Source organism: Hyphomicrobium sp. ghe19 (assembly GCF_902712875.1).
Taxonomy (GTDB): Bacteria; Pseudomonadota; Alphaproteobacteria; order Rhizobiales; family Hyphomicrobiaceae; genus Hyphomicrobium_B.
Genome location: NZ_LR743509.1, coordinates 4,396,889 through 4,423,123, shown reverse-complemented (window position 1 = coordinate 4,423,123; position 26,235 = coordinate 4,396,889). Strand labels below are relative to the sequence as shown.

The window sequence follows — 26,235 nt, the reverse complement described above, 5'->3', positions numbered from 1 at the left end:
CATCGCGTCCATGAAACCTCGCCGCTCCTTCGAAGAAGGCCATCGCCGCAAATTCCTGATCGTCGTCGACGAGAGCCAGGAAGTCGAAAGCGCGCTCTATTACGCCGCGAGCCGCGTTCAGCGCTCATCGGGCCTGCTCGTCATGCTCTACGTGATCGAGCCGAGCGAGTTGCAGCATTGGGCGGGCGTTCACCAGGTCCAGCTGGACGAAGAGACGACCAAGGCAAAGGCGCTGTTCCGCCTTTTCCGGCGAAAGCTCGCACATGCCGGATTTGAGAGCGTCGAGACCGAGGACGTCGTGCGCGAAGGTCGCACCGCCGAAGAAATCAACCACGTCATCGCCGAAGACGAGGATATTGCCATCCTCGTGCTCGGGGCCTCGATCGACGCCAAGGGGCCGGGTCCGCTGGTGGCGTCCTTGGCGACCGCGCGGGCAACCGGCGGCTTCGCCGTACCCGTAACAGTAGTCCCAGGCCAACTTTCACTCGCGGAAATCAAGGCTTTGGCCTAAATTGACCCCCTGTCAGCCAGGGGGCAATACCTCGACATGGGCAGCCGCGATACCTATATTTGAAGCCTTCCAATCCTGCCCGTGCGGTACGGCGCGCGTGGAACAACGACCACGAAGTGAGGCAATATGTTTATTCAAACGGAAGCCACGCCCAATCCGGCGACGCTGAAGTTCATTCCGGGACGAGATGTCCTCGCCGACGGCACTGCGGATTTCCGCACGAAGAACGATGCATCTGCATCGCCGCTCGCCACCCGGCTCTTTTCGATCGAGGGCGTTGACGGCGTCTTCCTTGGCTCCGACTTCATTTCGGTCACCAAGGGCGACATCGAATGGCAGCACCTGAAGCCGATGGTGCTGGGCGCCATCATGGAACATTACATGTCCGGCGCGCCCGTCTCCGAAGGCGAAGACGCCAATGACAACGCCTCGGAAAGCTATGACCCGGAAGACGAGTCGACCGTCGCAACGATCAAGGAATTGCTCGAGACGCGCGTGCGCCCGGCCGTCGCCCAGGATGGCGGCGACATCACGTTTTCAGGCTTCCGCGACGGCGTCGTCTATCTCCACATGCGCGGCGCCTGCTCGGGTTGCCCGAGTTCGACGGCCACGTTGCGCAACGGCATCGAAAACCTGCTGAAGCACTTCTGCCCCGACGTGCAAGCCGTGCAGGCGGTCTAAGACGAGATTTCATCCCTTCGAACCCCGCTTCGGCGGGGTTCTTCGTATTTGGACTTCAAAACGGACAGGACATCATGGCCGAACCGCTCGCTCAAACCACACTCGACCAACTGTTCGACGAGGCGCGCACCAACAACAAATGGCAACCCAAGGAGGTACCCGACGCCCTCCTTCGCCGGATCGTCGAGCATATGAAATGGGCTCCGACGAGCGCTAACTGCTCCCCGGCCCGTTTCGTCTTCGTCAAATCGCCCGATGCAAAGGCGCGCCTGAAGCCTCACCTCAGCGCCGGCAATGTGGATAAGACGATGGCCGCACCAGTAACGGCCATTATTGCGTACGATTTGAACTTCTACGAAGCACTGCCGAAGCTCTTCCCGCATACCGACGCCAAAAGCTGGTTCACGGGCAAAAAGCAGCACGCTGATACAACCGCGTTCCGTAATGGAACGCTCCAAGGCGGGTATTTCATTCTCGCGGCGCGCGCCCTCGGGCTCGACTGCGGTCCAATGTCAGGCTTTCAAAATGCGGGGGTAGACGCCGAGTTCTTTACCGGAACAGAAATTAAGTCGAATTTCCTCTGTAATTTGGGGTACGGGGATCCGGCGGGGGTCCACCCGCGCTCACCACGCTTCACGTTCGACGAAATAGCCACGGTCATTTAAAAGCTCCGCCAGGAATGAACATACTTTCGCTCGACACCTGTTTCGATGCTTGCTCGGCCGCGGCGGGCCGTGGGCTTCGTTCCCTCACCCCGGGCATCGCCTTTGCCTTCGAGCCCATGCAAACGGGGCACGCGGAGCGCTTGCTGCCGATGATCGGGGCGGTGATGTCGGAAGCCGGGCTTGAATTCAGGTCCCTCGACCGTATCGCGCTGACCTATGGCCCTGGCACGTTTACCGGCACGCGCATTTCCGTCTCCGCAGCGCGGGCGCTGGCGCTCGCGACAGGCGCCGAGTTCGTCGCTCTTTCAAGCCTCAGATTGATGGCGATGAGCGCACGAATTCCGGCCGCCCCAACGCGGCGCATCGCCATCGCGACCGACGCACGGCGCGGCGAGGTCTATTTCGAGGTCTTCGACCGCCACACGATGCAAACCGTCGTCGAGGCGCAATGCGCGACGATTTCCGCCGCAGCCAAGTTGCTGGGACAAGGACCGATCGTCATCGCGGGTTCCGGCGCCGAGCTGCTCGCAAGTGAAGCCAATCGCGAAGGAGCCGAAGCGACGGCGATCTTGGCCGACCTGCTTCCCGACGCCCTCGATATGCTTTTCCCGGCCTGCGAGCTTCCCGTTTCGCGAACGGTGAAGCCGCTCTATCTCCGTGCACCTGATGCAAAGCCCCCAGCGCCGAGCCCATTCATCGGAGCCGGGGCATGACGAACGTCACGCCGTTCCGAAATTTGAAGCATGCGAGCATGCTTTGGGCGGCGCCGGATCGAGCCGAAGAAATCGCAACGTTACACACCAAACTTTTCGATCCGCCTTGGGATGCCGCAGCGATCAAATCGCTTCTGGAACACCCGGCCGCAACCTCCCTGATCGCGGTCGCAGGCGGCCAGAAAAAAGCGGTCATTGGCTTCCTGATCGGCCAGCTCGCCGCCGACGAGGCCGAGATCCTCTCGATCGGCGTCTCGCCGGACTGGCAGCGCGTCGGGCTCGCAACCGGCCTCCTCGAAGGTTTGATGCGCGCAGCGCGGCGCGGCGGCGCAAAACGCATATTCCTTGAGGTTGCAGAGGACAACGCGAGCGGCCTCGCCCTCTACCGCAAACTTGGATTTGTCGAAGCCGGGCGGCGAAAGCGCTATTATGAGCGTCCCGGAAACGCCCGCGTCGATGCCTTGACGCTCGTCCTGACGCTCGAAGATTCTGAACAGCCGGCCTGATGTAGACGCGCAGCCTTGTCACTGCCTATAACCCGGCCATACTCCGGCGACGAGGAATAGTCGCGCTTAAGCCAAAGCCCAATCGCTATGACCCTGCCGGCCGCAAAATCCGAGACGTCTATCGAATCGCGATGCGCGGAATGCGGACTGCGAATGACGGGCCAACGCCGCGTCATCGCCCAGGTGCTCTCGTCCGCAACCGACCATCCCGACGTCGAAGAGGTGCATCGCCGCGCCCATACGATCGATCGAAGAATTTCGCTCTCGACCGTTTATCGCACGCTCAAGCTGTTTTCCGCGAAAGGCATTCTCGAACGGCACGAATTCGGCCACGGCCGTGGACGCTACGAAGCGGCGCCGCGCGAGCATCACGATCATCTCGTCGACATCGAAAGCGGCCGCGTGATCGAATTTTCGAATCCCGAAATCGAGGAATTGCAGGAGCGCATTGCACGCGAACTCGGTTTCGAGCTGGTCGGCCACCGGCTGGAACTTTATGGCGTGCCGCTCGCGAAGAAAAAGCCTTCGAACCGGAAGGGCTAGCGACCAGAATGGCAAACGGCTCACTTCGCGCCTCAGCCGTACTCGCAGCTTTCATGGGCTTCACGCTGCCGCTGATGCCGGTACAGGCTCTCCTATTGAAGTTCGCGCCCAAAGCCGCACGGCGCTTTCCGAATTGGTACCACAGTCAAGTCTGCCGGATACTCGGAATAACGCTCGAGATCGATGGCGCGGTCGTCGAAGATTCGCCCGTGCTCCTCGTTTGCAATCATACGTCCTGGCTCGACATCCCAGTGCTCTCGGCGCTGGCGCCCGTTTCGTTCGTGGCGAAGCTCGAAGTAGGCGGCTGGCCCTTCGTATCAGCGCTCGCGCGCCTGCAGCGCTCCGTGTTCGTCGACCGGACGCGACGGCAGGCAACAGGTGACGCCGCAGCCGAAATCATGACGCGGCTGAAACAGGGCGACACGATCGTTCTCTTCGCCGAGGGAACCTCGAGCGACGGCAATCGCGTGCTCCCGTTCAAAACCTCGCTGTTTGGAGCCGTCTCGGGCGTGGCCGCGCCGTCGGACCCGCAGGTCGTCGTCCAGACTGCAGCCGTCGTCTATACCCACGTCCGCGGCATTCCGTTGACGCGCGCCGACCGGCCGCGCATCGGCTGGTACGGCGACATGGAGATGACGTCGCACGCCTGGGGCGTTCTGCGATCGGGGCCGATAACGGTCACGATCAAGGTCGGGCCCCCCGTTCCCCTGAGCGACTTCAAGGACCGCAAGGATTTGGCCCTGAAGACCGAACGGGCGATCCGCACAGCCGTTCTCGGCATCCTCCGCGGCCGTCCGGGCGATCCCGGCCTCGTTCCGGTCGAACCGTCTCAGGAAAGCCGCCGGCAAAAGCTCGCATTGCCGCAGGTCCGCAGCGAGAAATGGACATAAGCGCGGCTTTCTATGCTATGCGCTGGTCCGACGAGTTCATGAGCAAATAAGACCATTTCGAGCCGGCCATTCACGTGCAGCGCGCAAACCCGAAAACCTATTTTCTGAAGACGTTCGGCTGTCAGATGAACGTCTACGACAGCGAGCGTATGGCGGAGGCTTTAGCGCGCGACGGCTACAGCCAGACCGATGACGTGGGCAACGCCGATCTGGTGATCCTGAATACCTGCCACATCCGCGAGAAAGCCGCCGAGAAAGTCTATTCCGATCTCGGACGCATCCGCGACATCAAGGACGCGCGCAAACACGGCGGCAAGGAAACGGTCATCGCGGTCGCCGGCTGCGTCGCCCAAGCCGAAGGCTCGGAGATCACGAGGCGTCAGCCCGCGGTCGATCTCGTCATCGGCCCGCAGAGCTATCATCGCCTGCCCGAGCTGATCGTCCGCGCCGAAACCAAAAACGAGCGCATCGTCGAAACGGAATTTCCGGGCGACGAGAAATTCACCGCGATGAAGGCGCCGCGCCGCGTCTCTTCGCCGTCGGCGTTTCTCACCGTCCAGGAAGGTTGCGACAAGTTCTGCACGTTCTGCGTGGTCCCCTACACGCGGGGCGCCGAGTTTTCCCGTCCCGTCGCCAAGCTCGAAGCGGAAGTGCGAGAGCTGGCAGTTGCCGGCGCAAAAGAGCTCGTTCTCCTCGGCCAGAACGTCAACGCCTACCACGGCGAAGGCCCGTCGGGACGCGCCGTCGGGCTCGCGGAATTGATCCGCAGGCTGGCCGAAATCGACGGCATCGAACGCATTCGCTACATGACGAGCCATCCGCGCGACATGAGCGACGATCTGATCGCCGCCCACGCCGAGGTGCCGCAGCTGATGCCGTTTCTGCACCTCCCCGTGCAGTCCGGCTCCGACCGCATGCTGACGGCCATGAACCGCAAGCATCGCGCCGCGGAATACATCGACCTGATCGCGCGCGTTCGCGCGGCGCGGCCGGACATCGCGCTGTCGAGCGACTTCATCGTCGGCTTCCCCGGTGAAACCGATGAAGATGCCGAAGAAACGATCGCGCTTGTAAAGGCCGTCGGATTTGCCCAGGCCTTTTCGTTCAAATACAGCCCCCGGCCCGGAACCCCGGCCGCCGGGCTCGAAGTGCAAGTCCCCGAAGACGTGAAGACCGCGCGGCTGCATCGGCTCCAGGCGCTGCTGGATGAGCAGCAGACCGCCTTCAACGCCAAGACGCTCGGAAGCACCATGCCAGTGCTTTTCGAACGCCCTGGCCGTAACCCAGGTGAATTCGTCGGCAGGTCACCCTATCTACAGCTTGTCCATGCGGTAGGAGATGGCAATTTCGCCGGCCAGACGGCGAATGTGGCGGTAACGGAAACCCGGCGCGTCAGCCTGTCAGGTGTCATACCTGCAGCATAAGCGAGTTATACTGATTGAGTTCGGTTGTCGTTTGAGGTTGGCTGTGCGTTAACCACACCGGAGCATGCCGAACCTCTTTGTCACATGCTAACGTTGGGATAGTGGTCGATTCGAATTTGAGAGATACGGCTAGAAGAGCACGAGCAACCAGCAAGGGAGTGTCAGGATTGGCAGCATTCCGCGGGGCCTCCGCGTCGGCATCGAAACGGCCCAATAAGCCGGAGTTCGAAGATGCTCGCGTCGTTGTACCCTTTGAAGACAATCGGCTGCTCACGCAGTTGCTTGGGGAATACGACAGCCACCTGGCCCTCATAGAAGACCGATTAGGCATCGACGCGCATGCCCACGGCAACGTCGTCATCCTGACGGGGCCCGCAACGTCCTGCGCCAATGCGCGAAGTGTCCTGGAACGCCTCTATTCCCGAATTGCAAAAGGCGAAACGATCGGCCCCGGCGATATCGACGGGCTGATCCGTCATGCCCGCGCCGAAGGGACCGCTACGTCCGAGGGACAAGCCCAAGTCGCCACGCGCCGCCGCGTCGTCAAAGCGAGGACGCCGACGCAAAGCACCTATATCCGCGCCATCGATAAGCACGACCTCGTATTCGGTCTCGGACCGGCTGGCACCGGCAAGACCTATATCGCTGTCGCTTTCGCGGCCCAGTGCCTCGAGCGCGGGCTTGTCGAGCGCATCATCCTTTCGCGTCCCGCCGTCGAAGCCGGCGAGCGTCTCGGCTTTCTGCCGGGCGACATGCGTGACAAGGTCGACCCATACCTCAGGCCGCTCTACGATGCTCTTTATGATGTCCTGCCGCCCGAAAAGGTCGAGCGCGATATCGAAACCGGCGTCATCGAGGTTGCGCCGCTGGCGTTCATGCGTGGCCGCACACTGGCCAACGCTTTCGTCATTCTCGACGAAGCCCAGAACACGACCAGCATGCAGATGAAGATGTTTCTGACCCGCATCGGCGAAGGATCGAAAATGGTCGTGACGGGTGATCCGTCGCAGATCGATCTACCGCCGGGTACGAAGTCGGGCCTCGTCGAGGCTGTCGATCTGCTCGACGAGGTGGATGACATCTCGATCGTGAAGTTCCTCGCGGGCGATATCGTTCGTCGCGATCTTGTCGCCAAGATCGTCGACGCCTACGATCGGCCGAAGGACATCCAACCCAAATAACCATGCCACGGTCTCAAAAAGCATCTGCTTCGGTCTTCGAGATCGAAATCGTCGAAGATGACGGCGACTGGTCGCGCGTGAGCAACCTGGACGGCGTCATCGACGATGCCGCCCGTGCGGCTATTCTGGCGGCCGGCGACGGCTTGCAATCGGCGTTCCTGACGATCGCCCTATCCTCCGACGCCATCGTCGCCGATCTTAACGAGCGTTTCCGCGGAAAAGCTAAGCCCACGAATGTATTGTCTTTTCCGGCGGGCCACGGCGCCTCGGACGGTCAGCTAGGCGATATCATCATGGCGCTGGAAACCGTTGAACGCGAAGCCCTGGAACAGGGCGTGCCGTTCGAGCATCACGTGCAACACTTGGTGGTGCATGGCGTGCTGCATCTTTTAGGCTATGATCACGAGACGACCGCCGACGCGGAACGTATGGAAACTATTGAAATTGAAATACTTTCAAAATTGGGCGTTGCAAATCCCTACACGGGCGCTCTGGAAACCGGTACAAATGACTGACCGGACTTCCCCCCATGGCCATGACCGACAACACACAGCATAAGACAGTGTCCGACACCCTAGACGACGACAGTCGATCCTTCGGTCCGCACGGCTGGCTCCAGACGGTCCGCGCCAAGCTTGGCCTTGTCGTGCCCCAGAACGTCCGCGACGCGCTCGAGGGCGCACTGAGGACCGGCACGTCGGCGAACTTCACCGACGCCGAACGCAAAATGCTCGAACGGCTCCTGCGCTTCGGCTCGAGCCGCGTCGCGTCGCTGATGATCCCGCGCGCGGATATCACCGCCCTCGACGAGGACGAGCCGATCTCCGAGCTCCTTCAGACATTCAACGAGGCCGGCGTCTCGCGCATACCGCTCTTCCGCGAAACGCTCGACGATCCGCGCGGCATGATTCACATCAAGGATGTGCTTCGCTGGTTGATGGCGGAGGCGACGGGGCAGCCCGTCAAAAATACCAAAACCGACCCGGAGGCCGAGAAGCCCGCGGCTCATCTGTTCGATCTGAGAAGCGTCGATCTCAGCCGGCCCATCACGTCGGTCAAGATACGCCGGCAGATCCTGTATGTGCCGCCATCGATGCCGGCAGTCGATCTGCTCATTCGCATGCAGTCGACGCGCATCCACATGGCCCTCGTCGTCGACGAGTACGGCGGCACCGATGGTCTCGTCACGATCGAGGATCTGATCGAACAGGTCGTCGGCAACATCGAAGACGAGCACGACGATGATGAAGAAACGAATATCGTCGTCGATCCGAAGCTCGGCATCGTCGCGGTCGCCCGCACGCCGATTGAAGAGCTTGAGAAGCATCTCGGCGTGAAGCTGGTGCCCGATGATGAAGAGACCGAAGTCGATACGATCGGCGGTTTGATCTTCTCGATGCTGGGGCGCGTCCCGGCCCGCGGCGAGCTCATCCGTCACCCGACAGGTGTTGAGTTCGAAGTGCTCGATGCCGATCCCCGGCGCGTGAAAAAACTAAAGGTCCATCCGCCGCGCGCGCCCGTCACCAACACGAAGTCATTGCCTGAAACGCCGAAGGCGTGATGGACGCCACAATCGCAAATCCACGAGCGATCTCGGGCATTCGCTCCAGGATCACGACGCTTCGCGGCTGGCGGCAAATGCTCGCAGCCTTTGTTGCTGGCGGCCTTTCGGCGCTGTCATTCGCGCCGATTTTCGCTTTCCCGATTCTTTTCCTGACGCTGCCCGTCTTCGTCTGGCTCATCGACGGCAGCGCCAATTGGCGTCGCGCATTCACGGCGGGTTGGGCGTTCGGTTTCGGCTATTTCTTTTTCAATCTTTTCTGGATCGGCGAAGCCTTCCTTGTGGAAGCCGACAAGTTCGCGTGGCTCCTGCCGTTCGCGGTGACTCTATTACCCGCGGGGCTTGCGCTGTTCTGGGGGCTCGCCGCCGCAGCCGCACGCGTCTTCTGGTGCGAAGGCATCGGCCGCGTTTTCGTCTTCGCCATAACGCTTAGCCTTGCAGAATGGCTGCGTGGACATATCCTGACCGGGTTCCCCTGGGACCTCGTCGGTTATGCGCTGACGTACCCTCTCCCACTGATGCAGAGCGCGGCGCTCTTCGGCGCCTACGGGCTGACCGCAATCGCGCTGTTCGTGTTTCCGGCACCTCTCGTGGCACTCGGCGACAGCCGCGGCCCGCTTTCGCTGCGGAAGATCGTCGACGCCGCAGCGCTTGCAGCGGTGCCCATAGGCCTCCTCCTCGCCTATGGCCTCTGGCGATTAGAGGCGCCGCAAGCGTTTGTGCCCGATGTAAAGCTCCGGATCGTTCAGCCGAGCGTTCCCCAGCGCGAAAAATGGATGTCGGAATTTCAGCGCCGCATCTTCGACGATCACATCGCGCTCTCGCTCGAAAACCCGGCGGGAGAAAAGGATTCGCTGCAGGGCATCACGCACCTCATCTGGCCGGAAGCGGCGATGCCCTTCTTCCCGCTGGAAGCACCGGTCGCCCTCGACATTCTGGCGAATATCCTGCCTCCGGGAACGACGCTCATCACGGGTGCCCTCCGCCATGACCCGTCACCCGCCCCCGGCACGGCCGCGGCACCCGATGCCCGGGCGCTGAACAGCATCCTGGTCTTGAACGAGCGCGCCGAACCGCTGGCGACCTACGACAAGATCAATTTGGTCCCATTCGGCGAATATGTGCCCTTGGAGGCCGCGCTGTCTAAGGTCGGCATCCAAAAGCTCACGCATGGCCGCGGTTCGTTTGCGGTCGGCCGGGAGCCCCGGCCGCTGATGACGATCCCGGGCCTGCCGCCCACCTTGGGCCTCGTCTGCTACGAGGCCCTCTTTCCAGGCAACATCGTCCAGGGAAGCCAGAGGCCGGGCGTTCTGATGAACGTCACGAATGATGGCTGGTTCGGCGAATCAACCGGCCCCTACCAGCATTTCCACCAGTCGCGCATTCGCGCAGTGGAGGAGGGCGTCCCCCTCGTAAGGGCCGCGAATAATGGCATTTCCAGCGTTGTCGACCCCTATGGACGCACGCTCCAATCGCTGGGATTGAACGTGCGGGGTCAGATCGACAGCGCCCTGCCGGAGGCAATATCTCCGCCTCTGTACGCAAGGCTTGGCGACTGGACCTTGGCGCTCATTCTGGCAGCTTTCGCAAGCGCCGCTTTCCGACTTCGGAAAAATGGCCGTTAATCAAAGTGTTGAAGTCAACTTGTCGCGGAGGCGGTCAAACATTGACGCCCGTCTCCCGTGCACCTAGGAAGTGCAGAGCCTTTCTCGATGGGAACTGGTGGCTGTACGCGTGATGGTGAACGAAATATCTATCGAAGACGACACAAGCGAAGAAACGCCGAAAGGTTCTCGTCGCGCTAATCCGATGGACGTCCATGTCGGCTCACGCGTGAGACTGCGGCGCATGCTTCTCGGGATGAGCCAGGAGAAACTTGGCGAACATCTCGGTCTCACATTCCAGCAAGTTCAAAAATACGAGAAGGGCGTCAACCGCATCGGCGCGAGCCGGCTGTTCGATCTCGCCCGCGTTCTCGGCGTGCCGGTGCAGTTCTTCTATGACGAGGCACCGCTGGGCGCCCACGCTGCAAGTGTTCAGATGCCTGGCTTTGCTGAGACCCAGCCCGGCGAGAGCTATGTCGTCGACTTTCTTGGCACGCGCGAAGGGCTCGAACTGAACAAAGCCTTCGCGCGGATCACCGAACCGAAGGTGCGCCGCTCGATCGTCGATCTCGTTCGCGCGCTGGCCGGCGAAGAAAGCTGAAGCGAAGCTTGAGCACTTCGATATTCGGCGGAGCCTCCGGTTTGGCAGAAGGGTCGCTAGGTCGCGGCCTGTTTAGCAAGCAGCTGCACGCGCTGGCTTGACCGAACCCACCAAGATTGCGACAAACCGGCGCTTTTCAAGCGGCCGGCATCGCCGACATTGAAGACATCTGGCAACGATCGCCGAGACCTAATTTCTCAACACGGGGGCCACAGTGGCGCGCAAGTCCTTCCTATTCACGAGTGAATCCGTCTCTGAAGGTCACCCGGACAAAGTCTGCGATCGCATTTCCGATGAAGTCGTCGACGCGTTCTATCGCGAAGGCGCCAAGGAAGGTCTCGACCCCTGGGGCATCCGCGCCGCATGCGAAACGATGGCGACCACAAATCGCGTCATCATCGCCGGTGAATCGCGCGGCCCCAAAGGCGTGACCGTCGCCGCCATCCAGGACCTCACGCGCAAAGCCATCAAGGATATCGGCTACGAGCAGGAAGGCTTCCACTGGGCGAACTGCAATATCGAAGTTCTGCTGCATTCCCAGTCGGCCGATATCGCAGCCGGCGTCGACGCCAAGCAGCCGACGAACCAGGAAGAAGGCGCTGGCGATCAGGGCATCATGTTCGGATACGCCTGCAACGAGACGCCGGAATTGATGCCGGCGCCGATCTACTACGCACACAACATTTTGCGCGACCTCGCAGTCGCCCGTAAAGCCAAGCAGGGCGATGCCGCCAAGCTCGGACCGGACGCCAAGAGCCAAGTGACCGTTCGCTATGAGAACGGCAAGCCCGTCGGCGTCACGCAGATCGTCGTTTCGCACCAGCATGTCGTCGAAGACCTGACCTCGCGCCAAGTTCGCGACATTGTCGAGCCTTTCGTCCGCGCGGCGCTCCCCGACAGTTGGATCAGCAAAGACACCGAATGGCACATCAACCCGACCGGAAAATTCTTCATCGGCGGCCCTGATGGCGACACTGGGCTCACCGGCCGCAAGATCATCGTCGACACCTACGGCGGCGCAGCGCCCCACGGCGGCGGCGCATTCTCGGGTAAAGATCCGACGAAGGTTGACCGCTCGGCAGCGTACGCGGCGCGCTATCTCGCCAAGAACGTCGTTGCGTCCGGCATTGCGGATCGCTGCACGATCCAGCTGTCGTATGCCATCGGCGTCGCCAAGCCTCTGTCGATTTACGTCGATACCTACGGCACGAGCAAAGTCGATGAAGCCGTGATCGAGAAGGTGCTCGGCGAAGTCATGGATCTGACGCCGCGCGGCATTCGCAGCCATCTCGATCTCAACAAGCCGATCTATGCCCGCACCTCCGCGTACGGTCATTTCGGCCGCCCGGCCGAAAAGGACGGCGGCTTCTCGTGGGAGAAAACGGACCTTGCCGCCAAGATCGCCAAGGCCGTTTCCTGACGCGAACGAGCCGGGCCCGTGAGATTCAAAGGCGGCTGCGCAAACGGCCGCCTTTCCTTTTTGATGTGATGTAGCGCGCAAATGCCGGCCGACGACCACGAATTGAGATCATTTGGACGAAGGCGCGGACGAAAGCCGAGCGCGCGCCAAGCTTCCCTGTTGAGCGAAGATCTGCCCCGGTTTTCGTTTGACCCGGCGAAGCTGCCGGAAGGCTTCCGGCAGCATTGGCTCGAAATCGGATTCGGCGGCGGTGAGCACCTTCTCTGGCAAGCCCGCCAGAACCGCGACGTTGCGCTGATCGGCTGCGAACCCTTCGAGGACGGCGTCATCAAGGTCCTGACTGCCGTCACCTCCGAAAACTTGGAGAACGTGCGCGTCCACATGGGCGACGTGCGCGAAATTCTGAAGTCCGTCGCTCCTAGCTCGATCGATCGCGCCTTTATCCTCTTCCCCGACCCCTGGCCGAAGCGAAAGCATCGAAAGCGCCGACTGGTTAATTCTTCCCTGCTGAAACTTTTGGCACGCGTCATGCGGCCGGGCGCCGAACTGCGCATCGGCACCGATATCGGCGACTATGCGCGCACGATGCTTGAAGCTTTTGCGACGGAACCGGCCTTTGCATGGCAGGCAGCGACCCCCGCGGACTGGCGCGACCGCCCGCTCGACTGGCCGGAAACGCGCTACGAGGCAAAGGCGGTGCGGGAAGGCCGTCGGCGCTATTATTTCCGCTTTCTACGTCGATAGCGGCAACCGAGCCTTGCACAAAGGCGAGATCTCGCCTATTTAGCAGTCATTCCAATAACACGTCGATCCGATAGAGAGTGGACCGCAAGGCCCGCTCCGGACGAACTTTAATCTCGGGAACGCCTTTGCAGGATACCATCGCCAATAGCTCGGGTCAGCCGTCGGAACAGGATTCCGATACCGGCCGCTTTCTGCGCGAGACAGGTCTTGCAGCAGACGTTGCAGCTGTTGTCGAACCCGTTCTCGAAGATCTCGGCTTCCGGTTGGTCCGCGTGAAGATTCAGGGCGAAGGCCGTGACCGCACCGTCCAGCTCATGGCGGAACGCCCCGACGGCTCGATCAACGTCGATGACTGCGAAGCGATCTCGAAAGCTCTTTCGCCGGTGCTCGATGTCAACGACCCGGTTTCCGGCGCCTATCGCCTCGAAGTTTCATCGCCCGGCATCGACCGCCCGCTCGTTCGCCCGAGCGACTTCGAGGATTGGTCGGGTCACGAAGCCAAGATTGAACTCAATGAAGCGATCGACGGTCGTAAAAGGTTCAAGGGCGTGCTCGAAGGATTCGAGGACGGCGAAGTCCGGATCAAAACCGATACCGGCGAGCATGGCGTTCAGCACCTCGGCCTGCCGGTTCATTTGATATCCGACGCGAAACTGGTTCTGACGGACGAACTTATTCGCGAAGCACTACAGCGCGCCAAAGAGCGCCATTCCATCCGGCCCGGTGACGGCGCCGAACTCGACGAAGACGACCTGGAGGATTGACCCTATGGCCATGGCAGGCATCAGTGCCAACCGGCTCGAGCTTCTGCAAATTGCAGATGCCGTCGCCCGCGAAAAGACGATCGACAAAAAGATTGTCATCGAGGCGATGGAAGACGCCATCCAGAAGGCCGCGAAGTCGCGCTACGGCGCCGAGAACGACATCCGCTGCGAGATCGACCCGAAGACTGGCGAAGCAAAGCTGACCCGCGTCCTCGCCGTCGTCGACGAAGTCGAGAATGACGCGACGCAGATCAACGTCCAGGACGCCAAGAAGCGCAACCCGGATGCCAAAGCCGGTGACATGATTGCCGAAACGCTGCCCCCCTTGGAATTCGGCCGCGTCGCGGCTCAGAATGCCAAGCAGGTCATCGTCCAGAAGGTCCGCGAAGCCGAACGTGACCGCCAGTTCTCCGAATACAAGGACCGCAGCGGCGACGTCATCAACGGCACCGTAAAGCGTGTTGAATACGGCAACGTCATCGTCGATCTCGGCCGCGCCGAAGGCATTATCCGTCGCGACGAAATGATCCCGCGCGAAAACGTTCGCCTGGGCGATCGCATCCGCGCCTACATCTACGAAGTCCGCCGTGAACAGCGCGGCCCGCAGATCTTTCTGACGCGCGCGCGCCCCGAATTCATGTCGATGCTGTTCCGCGCCGAAGTCCCCGAGATCTACGACGGCGTCGTCGAGATCAAGTCGGTTGCCCGCGATCCGGGAAGCCGCGCGAAAATCGCAGTTATCTCGAAGGATTCCTCCATCGATCCCGTCGGCGCTTGCGTCGGTATGCGCGGCGCTCGTGTGCAGGCCGTTGTGAACGAACTGCAGGGCGAGAAGGTCGACATCATTCAATGGAACCCGGACGCGGCGAGCTTCATCGTCAACGCGCTCGCGCCCGCTGAAGTCACCAAGGTCGTGCTCGACGAAGATTCAAATCGCATCGAGGTCGTCGTTCCTGAAGCCCAGCTCTCGCTCGCGATCGGCCGCCGCGGCCAGAACGTGCGCTTGGCATCGCAATTGACCGGCTGGGACATCGACATTCTGACCGAGCAGGAAGAAAGCGAACGCCGGCAGAAGGAATTCGCCGAGCGTACGCAGCTTCTCATGGATTCGCTCGACGTCGACGAGGTCATCGCTCAGCTTCTCGTGACCGAAGGCTTCGCGACGATCGAGGAAGTCGCTTACGTCGATATCGCCGAAATCGCGCACATCGAAGGTTTCGACGAGAACACGGCCGAGCAGATTCAAAGCCGCGCCCGCGAATATCTCGAGCAGCAGGAAGCTGATCGCGACGCGAAGCGCCGTGAGCTTGGAGTCGCCGACGAGTTGGCCGAGATTCCGGGCATCACGACCGCGATGATGGTCGCGCTCGGTGAAAACGGCATCAAGACCGTCGAAGATTTTGCCGACTGCGCGACCGATGAACTCATCGGCTGGACCGAGCGCAAGAAGGACAAGGACAAGGACAAAGAAAAGGACAAGGACGGCGACGCGCGTCACGCAGGCTTCCTGGACGGGTTCGAGCTGTCGCGGACCGACGTCGAAAACATGATCATGGCGGCTCGCGTCCACGCGGGCTGGATCAAGGCTGAAGATCTCGAAAAGCCCGCTGGCGACGACGAAACCGAAGCTGCCGATACCGGCAGCGTCGGCGTCGAAGGCTAACGGGAATGTCCGGAGAGGCAACAAACAGGCGTGATGGCAAAACGGCAAAATCGGCCTACACGGGATCGGACGGAGCAAGGCTCCGTCCCGGGTTCCGAGCGGTTGTGCGCCGTCACGCGCCAAGCCCTTGATCCGGAGAACCTGATCCGCTTCGCTTTGTCGCCGGACGGCATAATCGTCCCGGATCTCGACCGGCGTTTGCCGGGCCGCGGCGTCTGGGTCGGCTGCGAACGGGGCCTAATCGAAAAGGCTGTTTCGACACACGCCTTTTCAAAAAGCCTTAAAATGAAGGCGGAAGCCCCGGTAGATCTTGCAGAACGCGTAGATGATCTTATCGTTAAGCGCGTTGCGGGAATGCTATCCCTCGCCAATAAAGCGGGCAACGTTATCGCCGGATTTGAAAAAATTTATGCCGCGCTCGAGAAGAAGCCAGTAAGAGCGATACTCCATGGCTCCGATGCGGCCTTGGACGGACGAAGTAAAATTGATCGAAAATACAAGGCCATTCAGGCCAGCCGGGGCGCTCCTGCCGCAATTGTCGATGTTCTGACCATTGCGCAAATGAGCTTGGCCATTGGCCGCGGAAGTGTGGTACATGCTGCCCTCACACCCGGAGGACTGTCTGATCGGTTTCTGGAAGAAGCGGAGCGGCTTCTGCGCTACCGGTCATCTGCGATTGAGGCCACCCCAGTGGCCGCCGGCGAAATTTCTGAACTATCTAGCTGAAGGCTGAACGGATAACGCATGACGGATTCGAACGACCAGACCGATAAGACCATCCGGGTCGGAGCGCGCAAGCCGCTGTCGCTGCAGCGAACGGTCGAGTCTGGCCATGTGCGGCAGAACTTCAGCCACGGGCGGTCCAAATCCGTCGTGGTCGAAAAGAAGAAAACACGCAGGCTCGGCACAGAAGCGGAGCCCAACTCACCGGCAGCGACCGAAACGATCGAGCGGCCAACGCCGCCCTCGAGAATTCCGCCGCCGTCGCCCCAGAATCAGCCGAATGCAAACGAGCGATCCGCTGGCCGCGTCCTCTCCAACGAGGAACGCGCCGCACGCGAACGCGCGCTTGCCGCCGCCCGCGCCGACGAACCAAATCGCGCCGCCGAAGTCGAGCCGATCCGTTTCGAACCGGTTCCGCGGCCGCCCGAGCCGCAGCCCCGCGCCGAGGCTCCGGCCCAGCCAGCACAAAGGGAGCCCGCACCCGCTGCCGCCGCTGCACCACCTCCTGCGGCAGCAGCGACTGCACCTTCGCAGCCCGCGTCGCCGGCGCCGTCTGCACCGGTTGCGCGCGAACAAAACGCTCCGCAGCGTGAATATCGTCGCGACTCCGGTCCGTCGTCATCGCCGCGCGGAGAGGGTGGCCGTCCGCCATTCCAGAGAACGCCAAATCGTCCGTCGGCCAACACGGCATTCATGCCGCGTGGTGAAGCCGGTCGCCCGCGCGAAATCGAGCTGCCGACGCCCGCACGCCGCGGTGCTCCCGCTGCAGATTCGACGACGATCGAAAAGCCGACGCGTCCCGCACGTCCGCCCGTTGCTCGCCAGCAGGTCGAAGAAGACGATCGCGGCAAACGCGGCCCCGGCGGCGTGAAAATCGCGCGTCCGGCCGTCAAGGTTCAGGACGATGGCCGTCAGCGTCAGAAGCTCACGATCACGAACTTCGACCGCGAAGCCCAGGTTCGCTCGCTCGCCTCTCTCAAGCGCAAGCGCGAGAAAGAAAAGCTCAAGGCGATGGGCATTCAGCAGACCCGCGAGAAGATCTCGCGCGAGGTCATCATTCCTGAGGCCATCACCATTCAGGAATTGTCGAACCGTATGGCCGAGCGCGCCGTCGATCTCATCAAGTATCTGATGCAGCAAGGCGCGATGCATAAGATCACCGACGTGCTGGACGCGGATACGGCCGAGCTCCTCGTTCAAGAGTTCGGTCATACGCCGAAGCGCGTCTCGGAAGCCGACGTCGAAATCGGTTTCGTCGGCGACAAGGAAGGCGACGATATCGCCCTCGAACATCGCGCGCCTGTCGTCACGATCATGGGCCACGTCGACCACGGCAAAACGTCGTTGCTCGACGCGATCCGCTCGACGAACGTCGTGTCCGGTGAAGCCGGTGGCATCACGCAGCACATCGGTGCCTATCAGGTCACGGCGCCAAACGGCGACAAGATCACGTTCATCGACACGCCAGGCCACGAAGCCTTCACGGCCATGCGTGCACGCGGCGCGAAGGTGACCGACATCGTCGTGCTTGTCGTCGCAGCCGATGACGGCGTCATGCCGCAGACGGTCGAGGCGATCAATCACGCCAAGGCCGCCAAGGTGCCGATCATCGTTGCGATCAACAAGATCGACAAACCGCAGGCCGACCCGAACCGCGTCCGCACCGAACTGCTTTCGCACGAGATCGTCGTCGAAAGCATGGGCGGCGACACGCTCGAAATTCCGGTGTCCGCGCTGAAGCGCACCAACCTCGACAAGTTGTTGGAAGCGATCCATCTGCAGGCGGAAATCCTCGACCTCCGTGCCAACCCGGCGCGAACGGCTGAAGGCGTCGTCATCGAAGCAAAGCTCGAGCGCGGTCGTGGCCCTGTCGGCACCGTCCTCGTTCAACGCGGCACGCTGCACGTTGGCGACATCATCGTCGCCGGCATGGCATGGGGACGCGTTCGCGCGCTTCTTAATGACCACGGCGCCAATATCGCAACCGCCGGACCTTCGGTTCCTGTCGAAGTCTTGGGCTTCGACTCGGCTCCGGAAGCCGGTGATCAATTCGCCGTCGTCGAGAACGAGGCACGCGCCCGCGAACTGACCGACTACCGTGTCAGAAAGCGTCGCGAGACCTTGGGATCGGCCGGTACGAAGAGCTCGCTCGAGCAGATGATGCAGCAGCTCAAGGACGCTGGCCGCAAGGAATTCCCGCTTGTCGTCAAGGGCGACGTGCAGGGTTCGCTCGAAGCCATCGTTGGCGCTTTGAAGAAAGTCGGCAACGACGAAGTCGAAGCGCGCCTCGTGCATTCGGGCGTCGGCGGCATCACCGAATCCGATATCGCACTGGCAGCTGCGGCGAAGGCCGTCGTCATCGGCTTTAACGTCCGCGCCAACGCGCAGGCGAAGCAGGCCGCCGATGCTCAGGGCGTCGAGATCCGCTATTACAATATCATCTACGATCTCGTGGATGAAGTGAAGGCGGCGATGTCGGGTCTTTTGGCTCCGACGAAGCGCGAAATCTTCCTCGGCTACGCCACGATCAAGCAGGTCTTCACCATCACGAAGGCTGGCAAGGTCGCCGGTTGCGTCGTCACCGAAGGCAAGGTCGAGCGCGGCGCCAAGGTTCGCCTGCTGCGCGACAACGTCGTCATCCACGAAGGCACGCTTTCAATACTCAAGCGCTTCAAGGACGACGTCAAAGAAGTCACCGCCGGTCAGGAATGCGGCATGTCCTTCGCGAACTACCAGGACATCCGCGAAGGCGACCAGATCGAGTGCTTCCAGGTCGAAACGATCGCGAGAACGCTCTAATCGTCCACGTAAGCCGCCGTGCGGGAGCTTCCCGCGCGGCGTTGCTTCGTTGACCACCACGCTTGCTTCGCTCTCTGAGCCGAAGTGTTTGTTCAATTCCAATGAAAGAGGCCGCGCGCGGTCCCATCCTGCGGCGGTCGGAACATGACAGATCTGACGATTAAGCTGCCTCTGCGGCTGACATTCCGCCTGACGCGCGATGATATCGCGGCGTACGAGCGTCTGCCGCGCGAACTCACGCGATCCGGCGCGCTCGCATTCTTTGCCACGATCTTCGCTTGCGGCATGGCGCTCGCGGTTTTCGGCGAGCAACTCGAAGGCCTCGTGCCGGAGACACTCGCCGGCTATAGCCATATCATTTTTTCGGTCGTCGCCGGAGCGATCGGCTTCGCGGTTTTCAGCCTCGCGCTGACGCTGCTCTCGCACTGGCGCATCGCGCGAGCTGAGTATCCCCCAGAGGATACGGAGATCGAAATCTCGGAAGACAATTTAAAAATTCGCGACGGCCGGCCGGCGCGAATTCTCGAATGGAAAAGCATCGCCCGCGTCATTGACACACCGGCCCATGTATTTCTGTGCGTGACGCCGCGCAACGCGGTCATCGTGCCGCTACGCGCCTTTCAATCGGTTGCTGACATGCGCGCGTTCGCCGATTTATCAGAAGCGCTATCGCTAGGAGCCGACGGCGATGCCTGAGCGAGGAAAATAGCAATGCGATCGAAGAGCAAAACAGCATCGGCGAAAGCGCCGTCACAGCGCATGCTGCGCATTGGCGAGCTTATCCGGCATAAACTTTCGGAGCTGCTGTCGCGTGGCGAAATCCACGACGACGTACTGGCATCGCACGTCATCACCATCCCCGAAGTTCGCCTCACGCCGGACCTCAAGCTGGCGACGGTTTACGTCATGCCGCTGGGCGGCAACGACGTGCGCCCGGTCATCCTGGCCCTGGCCAAAAACAAGAAGTTCATCCGGACCGAAGTCGCAGCGGCGCTGAACCTGCGCTACGCACCGGACTTGCGCTTCCGCGAAGACGAAACATTCGAGGAAGCGACGCGTATCGATCGCCTTCTCGACAGCGAACGAGTTCGGCGCGACGTCGAAAAAAAAGATTGAACCTTCTCTCCCATTCCTGATGGGAGGAAGCATTGAGAGAAAAGATGGCACGACGCAAAAAAGGTAACGCCGTTAACGGCTGGCTGGTCCTCGACAAGCCGATCAATATGACATCGACGCAGGCCGTCGCCGCTGTGCGACGCGCGTTCAACGCGCAGAAGGCCGGGCACTCGGGAACGTTGGATCCGCTGGCGACAGGCATTCTTCCGATCGCGCTCGGCGAAGGAACGAAGACCGTCTCGTTCGCAGTCGACGGCGAAAAGGCCTACCGCTTCACGGTTCGCTGGGGCGCCGAAACCGACACCGACGATACCGAAGGCAAAATAACGAAGACCAGCGACGACCGTCCGGCACGCGCAGACATCGAAGCGCTGTTGCCGCGCTTCCACGGCGAGATCATGCAGGAGCCGCCCGCTTATTCCGCCATCAAGATCGCCGGCGAGCGCGCCTATGACCTTGCACGCAGCGGCGAGACGGTCGTGCTCGAGCCGCGCCCTGTATTCATCGACAGCCTGACGCTCGTCGATATGCCCGATGACGCGACAAGCGTGTTCGAAGCCCGCTGCGGCAAAGGCACCTATGTGCGTGCGCTCGCGCGGGACATGGGCCGGATCATGGGTTGCTACGGCCACGTTATCGCCCTGCGCCGGACGCAGGTCGGTCCGTTCGACGAGGGCCGCGCGGTGGCGCTGGAAACGCTCCTAGCAGCCGCCGAGTCGGGCGATCCCGATGAGGTGTTGAAATACCTTCTTCCCGTCGAGTCGGCGCTCGCCGATCTGCCGGAGCTGCTCGTCTCGCAGAGCGATGCAGCAACACTTGCACGAGGCCAGACCGTTTTGATCCGAGGCCGCGATGCCCCGATTATGTCGGGCCCCGCCTACGCGACCTCCAAGGGCCGGCTTGTCGCGCTCGGAGAACTCGCCAAGGGCGCGCTGCACCCGACACGCGTCTTCAACCTCGGATAGCCAAAGGTCAAATCGGCTTAACGTATTGAAGACGCTTGAGGATTTATGCTCGAATTCAAACTCGCCTTTGGCGGGCATTCGTGTAATAAGTAGCCCATCCGCGCGGGCTCCGTTTCCGCGCGGCTTTCGTTTGCGACCCCGCTGGACGACATCCCGGCTGGCGCCGCTTTATTCAAACTCCAAATCCGAAAGGAGAATTCGATGTCGCAGGTAGCACCACACAGGCGTGTGGCGAAGACGGCCGTCATCAAAGACAGCGCAACCAAGGCCAACGACACCGGCTCGCCGGAAGTTCAGATCGCGGTGCTCACCCATCGCATCAACGAGCTGACCGAGCACTTCAAGATGCACAAAAAAGACAACCACTCGCGCCGCGGCCTTCTCAAGATGGTCAGCCAGCGCCGGCAGTTGCTTGACTACGTCAAGGCCAAGGACAACGCTCGTTACCAGAAGATCATCGAGAAGAACGGCATCCGCCGTTAATTCGCGCGCTCATTTCAGCGCTTCAGTCAGGACAGGCCGATGGCCAGTCACACGAATCGATAAACAAGAAAGCCGCCGGCGCTTAACTGCGCCGGCCGCCGATAGCGCTCGTCCGGCATGAGGCCGGCGGGCTGACCGACCGAACAGAAAAGCGAAAACGAAAGATTGAACATGTTTGATATCCATCGCGTCGAAATTGATTGGGGTGGCCGCAAGCTGAAGCTCGAGACCGGCCACTACGCCCGCCAGGCGGATGCCGCAGTCATGGCGCAGTACGGCGATACGACTGTGCTGGCGACCGTTGTCGGCGCCCGGTCTGCAAAGCCCGGAATCGATTTCTTCCCGCTGACCGTGAATTATCAGGAACGCACTTACGCCGCCGGTAAGATCCCTGGCGGCTACTTCAAGCGCGAAGGCCGCCCGAGCGAGAAAGAGACGCTGACGTCTCGCCTGATCGACCGTCCGATCCGCCCGCTCTTCGTCGAAGGCTTCAAGAACGAGACGCAGGTTGTTGTAACCGTCCTCTCGCACGACCTCGAGAACGATCCAGACATCCTCGGCATGGTCGCGGCCTCAGCCGCGTTGACGCTTTCCGGCCTGCCGTTCCTCGGCCCCATTGCCGGAGCGCGTGTCGGCCTGATCAACGGCGAATTCGTACTGAACCCGATGGTCGATGAGATGAAGGACAGCGTCCTCGATCTCGTCGTCGCCGGCACGAACGACGCGGTGATGATGGTCGAATCGGAAGCCAAGGAGCTGCCCGAGTCGCAGATGCTCGAAGCCGTGATGTTCGGCCACAAGCACATGCAGCCGGTCATTCAGGCGATCATCAAGCTCGCCGAGAAGGCCGCCAAGGAACCGTGGGACATCAAGATCCCCGACAAGGCGAAGTACGCCGCTCAGGTCAAGACCATCGCCGAAGCGACCCTCAAGGAAGCGTTCTCGACGAAGGAAAAAGGCAAGCGCCAGGATCTCGTTTCCCAGGCGAAGAAGCAGATCACCGAAGGCGTTTCCATTCCGCCCGACAACCCCGATGAGAAGGTTCTTCTCACCGACGCGTTCAAGTCGCTCGAGATGGACATCATGCGTGGCGACGTCCTGAAGACGAAGCGGCGCATCGACGGACGCGACCTGAAAACGGTTCGCCCGATCCTTTCGGAAGTTCACGTCCTTCCGCGCACGCACGGTTCGGCGCTCTTCACACGTGGCGAGACGCAGGCGCTTGTCGTCGCGACACTCGGCACCGGTGAGGACGAGCAGTACGTCGACAGCCTCGAAGGCACGAAGAAAGAGCGCTTCCTGCTCCATTACAACTTCCCTCCATACTCGGTCGGCGAAGTTGGCCGTATGGGTTCACCTGGCCGCCGCGAAATCGGCCACGGTAAGCTTGCATGGCGAGCCATCCGTCCGATGCTGCCGCCGCAGGAAGAGTTCCCCTACACCCTGCGCGTCGTCTCGGAGATCACCGAGTCGAACGGCTCCTCGTCGATGGCAACGGTCTGCGGTACGTCTCTCGCTCTGATGGACGCGGGCGTGCCGTTGAAATCGCCGGTCGCTGGTATCGCGATGGGTCTGATCAAGGAAGGCGACGACTACGTCGTTCTTTCCGACATCCTTGGCGACGAAGATCACCTCGGCGACATGGACTTCAAGGTGGCCGGCACCGATAAGGGTGTCACGTCGCTGCAGATGGACATCAAGATCACGGGCATCACCGAAGAGATCATGCGGATCGCCCTCGATCAGGCGCAGGAGGGTCGCCTCCACATCCTCGGCGAAATGTCGAAGGCGCTGACAGGTGCCCGCACCGAGCTCGGCGAATACGCGCCGCGCATCGAAACCATCAAGATCCCGGTCGACAAGATCCGCGAAGTCATCGGCTCCGGCGGTTCGGTCATCCGCGAGATCGTCGCCGAGTCGGGCGCCAAGATCGACATCGAGGACGACGGCACGGTGAAAATCGCGTCCGCCAACCGCGAGTCGATCGAAAAGGCACTCGCCCGCATTCGCGGCATCACGTCCGAGCCTGAGGTCGGCCAGATCTACAAGGGCAAGGTCGTGAAGATCATGGAGTTCGGCGCATTCGTGAACTTCTTCGGCTCGAAGGACGGCCTCGTCCACATTTCGCAGCTGTCACAGGGACGTCCTGAGACCGTCGGCGAAGTCGTGAAGGAAGGCCAGGAAGTTTACGTGAAACTTCTGGGCTTCGACGATCGCGGCAAGACCCGCCTGTCGATGAAGATCATCGATCAGGCAACCGGTCAGGAAATTCCGCGCGCCGAAGGCGAGCCGGAAGAAGTGTTCGAGAGCCGTCCGCCGCGCCGCGAAGGTGGACGCGGTGGCGATCGCTCGCGCGGTCCGCGTCGCGAACGCAACTAAGGCGTCGTACTTCTAGAATTGATAAAGCCGCCGGATCATCGATCCGGCGGCTTTTTTTTTCGTCACTCGAGTGTCTCGACTGAGAGGAATGCAATCAATACCACCAGCACTTGCCGTGCTTGCAGACGTGGTTCGTGCACTGAACGCGGCCGATGCCGGGCACATGCTTATGCCAGCCGTTGAGTCCACGGCGGCATGTCCGGTGCCAGCCGTGCGTTTTCTCGACGCTTGATTGTGCGGCCCCGACGCCCTTGAGCGCGCCAAGAGATCCACCTGTCGCTGCAATGCCTTGTGACGCAGCGGACAACACACCCACCGCCACCATCGCTGCCACGAGCGAAAGTTTTCGAGCCATTCGGCTACTCCTCTCCCCTGGAGGCAAGGCCTCCTGCCAAGTTTTACGCGGCGACGCTAGCAGGAGAGGATAATGACCGCCATCGGATCAGTGACGGCGGAGAAGCTATGCCGTGTCTGCGTTGCAACTCGGCGTCAGGCTTTCGCGAAATGCGGCACCTCTGGCCAGAAAACGCGTGCTTTTTCACTCACTTCGTCCGGATCACCGGTTGTCAACAACGTCAGCGTACCGCCTTCACCCCCGTCCAGGTAATTCGTTCGGCGGGCGAGATAGTCTTCGAAGCTGTCGGCCACGACCTCGGGCTGCGAAAGAATGCGCGTGAACGGCGGGAGATATTTCCTGAAGAGAGGTTCGACGAGCGGAAAGTGTGTGCACCCGAGGATCGCGCGATGCGGCGGCAAATTCCCGGTCTGACCGAGGAGGCCGGCAACGCCGTCGCGGACCAGCACATCGAGCTCCGCCAGCGGACGTTTGTTCTCGATTGCGCCCGCAAGCTCCGAGCAGATCTGCTGGACGACCGTAACCTTCGGACAGCGCTTGCGGATCTCCTCCGCGTAGACGCCGGATGAGATCGTCCGCGTCGTCCCGAACACGCCGATGGTATCGGTATTGTACTTCTGCGGATATTGCGGCGACGTCACCGCCCAAGGCGTCTGCGTTGCAGCCTCGACGGTCGGGGCGACGATACCGAGGACGTTATGCGCGCTGGCCCACTTGCTCTCCGGCAGCCACTGTTGCTGCAAGCGCCGAAGCGCGACGGCCGTCGCCGTATTGCAGCCGAGCAGCGCGAGCTTGGCCCCGCGCGCGAACAGTTGCTCTACGCAATCCCGCGTAAAATCGACGATGTCTTCCGATGGTCTGTCGCCATAGGGGACGTGCGCGTGATCGGCGAGATAGACGAAATCGACGGTCTTGAATCGCTCGACGAGCGCTCGAAGGACGGTCAACCCGCCAAGACCTGAATCAAATACCCCGATCATGGCCGCAGTGTTTGCGACGCCCGCTGGCGAACGTCAACGGCCTCCAAATGTCACTCCGCAGCAGCGGACGGCGAACGGCTGGCTGTCTTGCCCTCGGTGTCGTGCTCCTTGAGGCCTTCAAGCGATGGCATCGACACGGTGTTATAGCCGCAATCGACAAAATGGACTTCGCCGGTAACCGCGCCGGACATCGGCGACAGCAGATAAAGTGCCGAGCCCGCAACCTCATCGAGGGTTGGCGTACGCTGCAGCGGCGAGTTATCGCGCTGGAAATTGAAGATCACGCGCGCGTCGGAAACACCGGCGCCCGAAAGCGTGCGCATCGGACCGGCGGAGAGCGCGTTGACGCGGACGCCCTGCGGTCCGAGATCGGCAGCAAGATAACGGACGGATGCCTCGAGCGCGGCCTTCGCAACGCCCATGACGTTATAAGACGGCACCCAGCGCGTCGCGCCGCCGTAAGAGAGCGTGATCAGCGAGCCGCCGTTCGGCATCAACGCCGCAGCGCGCTTCGAGATTTCAGTGAAGGAGAAGCACGAGATCACCATGGAGTTGATGAAGTTCTCGCGGGTGGTATCGGCGTAGCGCCCGGCAAGCTCCTTCGGATCGGAATAGGCGAGCGCGTGAACGACGAAATCGAGGCCGCCCCACTCTTCCTTGATGCGCGCGAAGACATTGTCGACGCTTGCAAGATCGAGAACGTTGCATTCCTCGATGATTTTCGAACCGAGCGATTGCGCGAGAGGTGCAGCACGGCGGCCGAAGGCGCCGCCCTGATACGTGAAGGCGAGTTCGGCGCCTTGACCCGCGAGAGCGCGCGCAATTCCCCAAGCGATCGACCGATCGTTGGCGACCCCCATTACAAGACCGCGCTTGCCCGCCATCAAAGGGCCTGGCTTTGCGATATCGAAGTCGGTCATAGGAAGCCTCGTTTTGTCACCAAAGGTACGCCCGCGAACGTCAA

Annotated in this window: 27 protein-coding genes; 24 read left to right on the top strand and 3 right to left on the bottom strand. The window is 61.4% G+C overall.

Annotation, left to right across the window (positions count from 1 at the left end):
- The first annotated feature begins 10 nt into the window (after window positions 1–10).
- From AACL53_RS21055 to pnp, 24 genes are all read left to right on the top strand, one after another.
- Window positions 11–511: a universal stress protein gene (locus AACL53_RS21055; protein ID WP_339086608.1), complete on the top strand. Its 501-nt coding sequence runs from the start codon at window positions 11–13 to the stop codon at window positions 509–511.
- 126 nt (window positions 512–637) lie between these two features.
- A complete protein-coding gene (locus AACL53_RS21050) occupies window positions 638–1,192 on the top strand; it encodes a NifU family protein (RefSeq protein WP_339086607.1) in 555 nt (184 codons plus the stop codon).
- Window positions 1,193–1,266: 74 nt separating this feature from the next.
- The gene (locus tag AACL53_RS21045) at window positions 1,267–1,857 is read left to right on the top strand and encodes a malonic semialdehyde reductase (protein WP_339086606.1); all 591 of its coding nucleotides are present in this window, start codon (window positions 1,267–1,269) and stop codon (window positions 1,855–1,857) included.
- Between the two features lie 14 nt (window positions 1,858–1,871).
- Window positions 1,872–2,570, top strand: coding sequence for a tRNA (adenosine(37)-N6)-threonylcarbamoyltransferase complex dimerization subunit type 1 TsaB (tsaB, locus tag AACL53_RS21040; protein ID WP_339086605.1), 699 nt, complete (start codon window positions 1,872–1,874; stop codon window positions 2,568–2,570).
- The gene (rimI, locus tag AACL53_RS21035) at window positions 2,567–3,076 is read left to right on the top strand and encodes a ribosomal protein S18-alanine N-acetyltransferase (RefSeq protein ID WP_339086603.1); all 510 of its coding nucleotides are present in this window, start codon (window positions 2,567–2,569) and stop codon (window positions 3,074–3,076) included. The genes tsaB and rimI overlap by 4 nt, the downstream gene beginning before the upstream one ends.
- 87 nt (window positions 3,077–3,163) lie before the next feature.
- Window positions 3,164–3,619 (top strand): Fur family transcriptional regulator, encoded by a 456-nt coding sequence (locus AACL53_RS21030; protein WP_092868922.1) that lies wholly within the window; start codon window positions 3,164–3,166, stop codon window positions 3,617–3,619.
- 8 nt (window positions 3,620–3,627) lie between these two features.
- The gene (locus AACL53_RS21025; RefSeq protein WP_339086600.1) at window positions 3,628–4,509 is read left to right on the top strand and encodes a 1-acyl-sn-glycerol-3-phosphate acyltransferase; all 882 of its coding nucleotides are present in this window, start codon (window positions 3,628–3,630) and stop codon (window positions 4,507–4,509) included.
- 74 nt (window positions 4,510–4,583) lie between these two features.
- Entirely contained in the window at window positions 4,584–5,933 is a 1,350-nt protein-coding gene (gene miaB, locus AACL53_RS21020; protein ID WP_339086599.1) for a tRNA (N6-isopentenyl adenosine(37)-C2)-methylthiotransferase MiaB, read from the top strand.
- A 167-nt stretch (window positions 5,934–6,100) separates the two neighbouring features.
- Window positions 6,101–7,114 (top strand): PhoH family protein, encoded by a 1,014-nt coding sequence (locus AACL53_RS21015; protein ID WP_339086597.1) that lies wholly within the window; start codon window positions 6,101–6,103, stop codon window positions 7,112–7,114.
- 77 nt (window positions 7,115–7,191) lie between these two features.
- Window positions 7,192–7,629: an rRNA maturation RNase YbeY gene (gene ybeY, locus AACL53_RS21010; RefSeq protein WP_339086595.1), complete on the top strand. Its 438-nt coding sequence runs from the start codon at window positions 7,192–7,194 to the stop codon at window positions 7,627–7,629.
- 14 nt (window positions 7,630–7,643) lie between these two features.
- Window positions 7,644–8,675, top strand: coding sequence for a hemolysin family protein (locus AACL53_RS21005; RefSeq protein WP_339086594.1), 1,032 nt, complete (start codon window positions 7,644–7,646; stop codon window positions 8,673–8,675).
- Window positions 8,675–10,300 (top strand): apolipoprotein N-acyltransferase, encoded by a 1,626-nt coding sequence (lnt, locus tag AACL53_RS21000; protein WP_339086593.1) that lies wholly within the window; start codon window positions 8,675–8,677, stop codon window positions 10,298–10,300. Before AACL53_RS21005 ends, lnt begins: the two co-directional genes overlap by 1 nt.
- A gap of 112 nt (window positions 10,301–10,412) precedes the next feature.
- Window positions 10,413–10,880, top strand: a complete 468-nt coding sequence (locus AACL53_RS20995; RefSeq protein WP_339087013.1) for a helix-turn-helix domain-containing protein — start codon at window positions 10,413–10,415, stop codon at window positions 10,878–10,880.
- 214 nt (window positions 10,881–11,094) lie between these two features.
- Complete coding sequence (gene metK / locus AACL53_RS20990) at window positions 11,095–12,300, top strand: methionine adenosyltransferase (protein ID WP_339086591.1); 1,206 nt, start codon at window positions 11,095–11,097, stop codon at window positions 12,298–12,300.
- 159 nt (window positions 12,301–12,459) lie between these two features.
- Window positions 12,460–13,044: a tRNA (guanosine(46)-N7)-methyltransferase TrmB gene (trmB, locus tag AACL53_RS20985; protein ID WP_339086589.1), complete on the top strand. Its 585-nt coding sequence runs from the start codon at window positions 12,460–12,462 to the stop codon at window positions 13,042–13,044.
- Between the two features lie 125 nt (window positions 13,045–13,169).
- On the top strand, window positions 13,170–13,808 hold the full coding sequence (gene rimP / locus AACL53_RS20980) for a ribosome maturation factor RimP (protein WP_339086588.1): 639 nt from the start codon (window positions 13,170–13,172) through the stop codon (window positions 13,806–13,808).
- 4 nt (window positions 13,809–13,812) lie between these two features.
- Window positions 13,813–15,471: a transcription termination factor NusA gene (gene nusA, locus AACL53_RS20975; RefSeq protein ID WP_339086587.1), complete on the top strand. Its 1,659-nt coding sequence runs from the start codon at window positions 13,813–13,815 to the stop codon at window positions 15,469–15,471.
- Between the two features lie 33 nt (window positions 15,472–15,504).
- Window positions 15,505–16,197 (top strand): RNA-binding protein, encoded by a 693-nt coding sequence (locus AACL53_RS20970; RefSeq protein ID WP_339086586.1) that lies wholly within the window; start codon window positions 15,505–15,507, stop codon window positions 16,195–16,197.
- Between the two features lie 18 nt (window positions 16,198–16,215).
- The gene (gene infB / locus AACL53_RS20965) at window positions 16,216–18,993 is read left to right on the top strand and encodes a translation initiation factor IF-2 (RefSeq protein WP_339086585.1); all 2,778 of its coding nucleotides are present in this window, start codon (window positions 16,216–16,218) and stop codon (window positions 18,991–18,993) included.
- Between the two features lie 144 nt (window positions 18,994–19,137).
- Window positions 19,138–19,689 (top strand): YcxB family protein, encoded by a 552-nt coding sequence (locus tag AACL53_RS20960; RefSeq protein ID WP_339086583.1) that lies wholly within the window; start codon window positions 19,138–19,140, stop codon window positions 19,687–19,689.
- Window positions 19,690–19,704: 15 nt separating this feature from the next.
- Complete coding sequence (rbfA, locus tag AACL53_RS20955) at window positions 19,705–20,109, top strand: 30S ribosome-binding factor RbfA (protein ID WP_339086582.1); 405 nt, start codon at window positions 19,705–19,707, stop codon at window positions 20,107–20,109.
- 44 nt (window positions 20,110–20,153) lie between these two features.
- Window positions 20,154–21,074 (top strand): tRNA pseudouridine(55) synthase TruB, encoded by a 921-nt coding sequence (truB, locus tag AACL53_RS20950; protein ID WP_339086581.1) that lies wholly within the window; start codon window positions 20,154–20,156, stop codon window positions 21,072–21,074.
- A 201-nt stretch (window positions 21,075–21,275) separates the two neighbouring features.
- Window positions 21,276–21,557, top strand: coding sequence for a 30S ribosomal protein S15 (gene rpsO / locus AACL53_RS20945; RefSeq protein ID WP_339086580.1), 282 nt, complete (start codon window positions 21,276–21,278; stop codon window positions 21,555–21,557).
- Between the two features lie 171 nt (window positions 21,558–21,728).
- Window positions 21,729–23,936, top strand: coding sequence for a polyribonucleotide nucleotidyltransferase (pnp, locus tag AACL53_RS20940; RefSeq protein ID WP_339086578.1), 2,208 nt, complete (start codon window positions 21,729–21,731; stop codon window positions 23,934–23,936).
- Between the two features lie 94 nt (window positions 23,937–24,030).
- Here pnp and AACL53_RS20935 read toward each other — a convergent pair whose 3' ends face one another.
- The 3 genes from AACL53_RS20935 to fabI all read right to left on the bottom strand — a co-directional run bounded on the left by AACL53_RS20935 (window position 24,031) and on the right by fabI (window position 26,191).
- Window positions 24,031–24,291 (bottom strand): hypothetical protein, encoded by a 261-nt coding sequence (locus AACL53_RS20935; protein WP_339086577.1) that lies wholly within the window; start codon window positions 24,289–24,291, stop codon window positions 24,031–24,033.
- Between the two features lie 134 nt (window positions 24,292–24,425).
- The gene (locus AACL53_RS20930; RefSeq protein WP_339086575.1) at window positions 24,426–25,271 is read right to left on the bottom strand and encodes a glutamate racemase; all 846 of its coding nucleotides are present in this window, start codon (window positions 25,269–25,271) and stop codon (window positions 24,426–24,428) included.
- Window positions 25,272–25,321: 50 nt separating this feature from the next.
- A complete protein-coding gene (fabI, locus tag AACL53_RS20925) occupies window positions 25,322–26,191 on the bottom strand; it encodes an enoyl-ACP reductase FabI (protein WP_339086573.1) in 870 nt (289 codons plus the stop codon).
- Window positions 26,192–26,235: the final 44 nt, after the last annotated feature.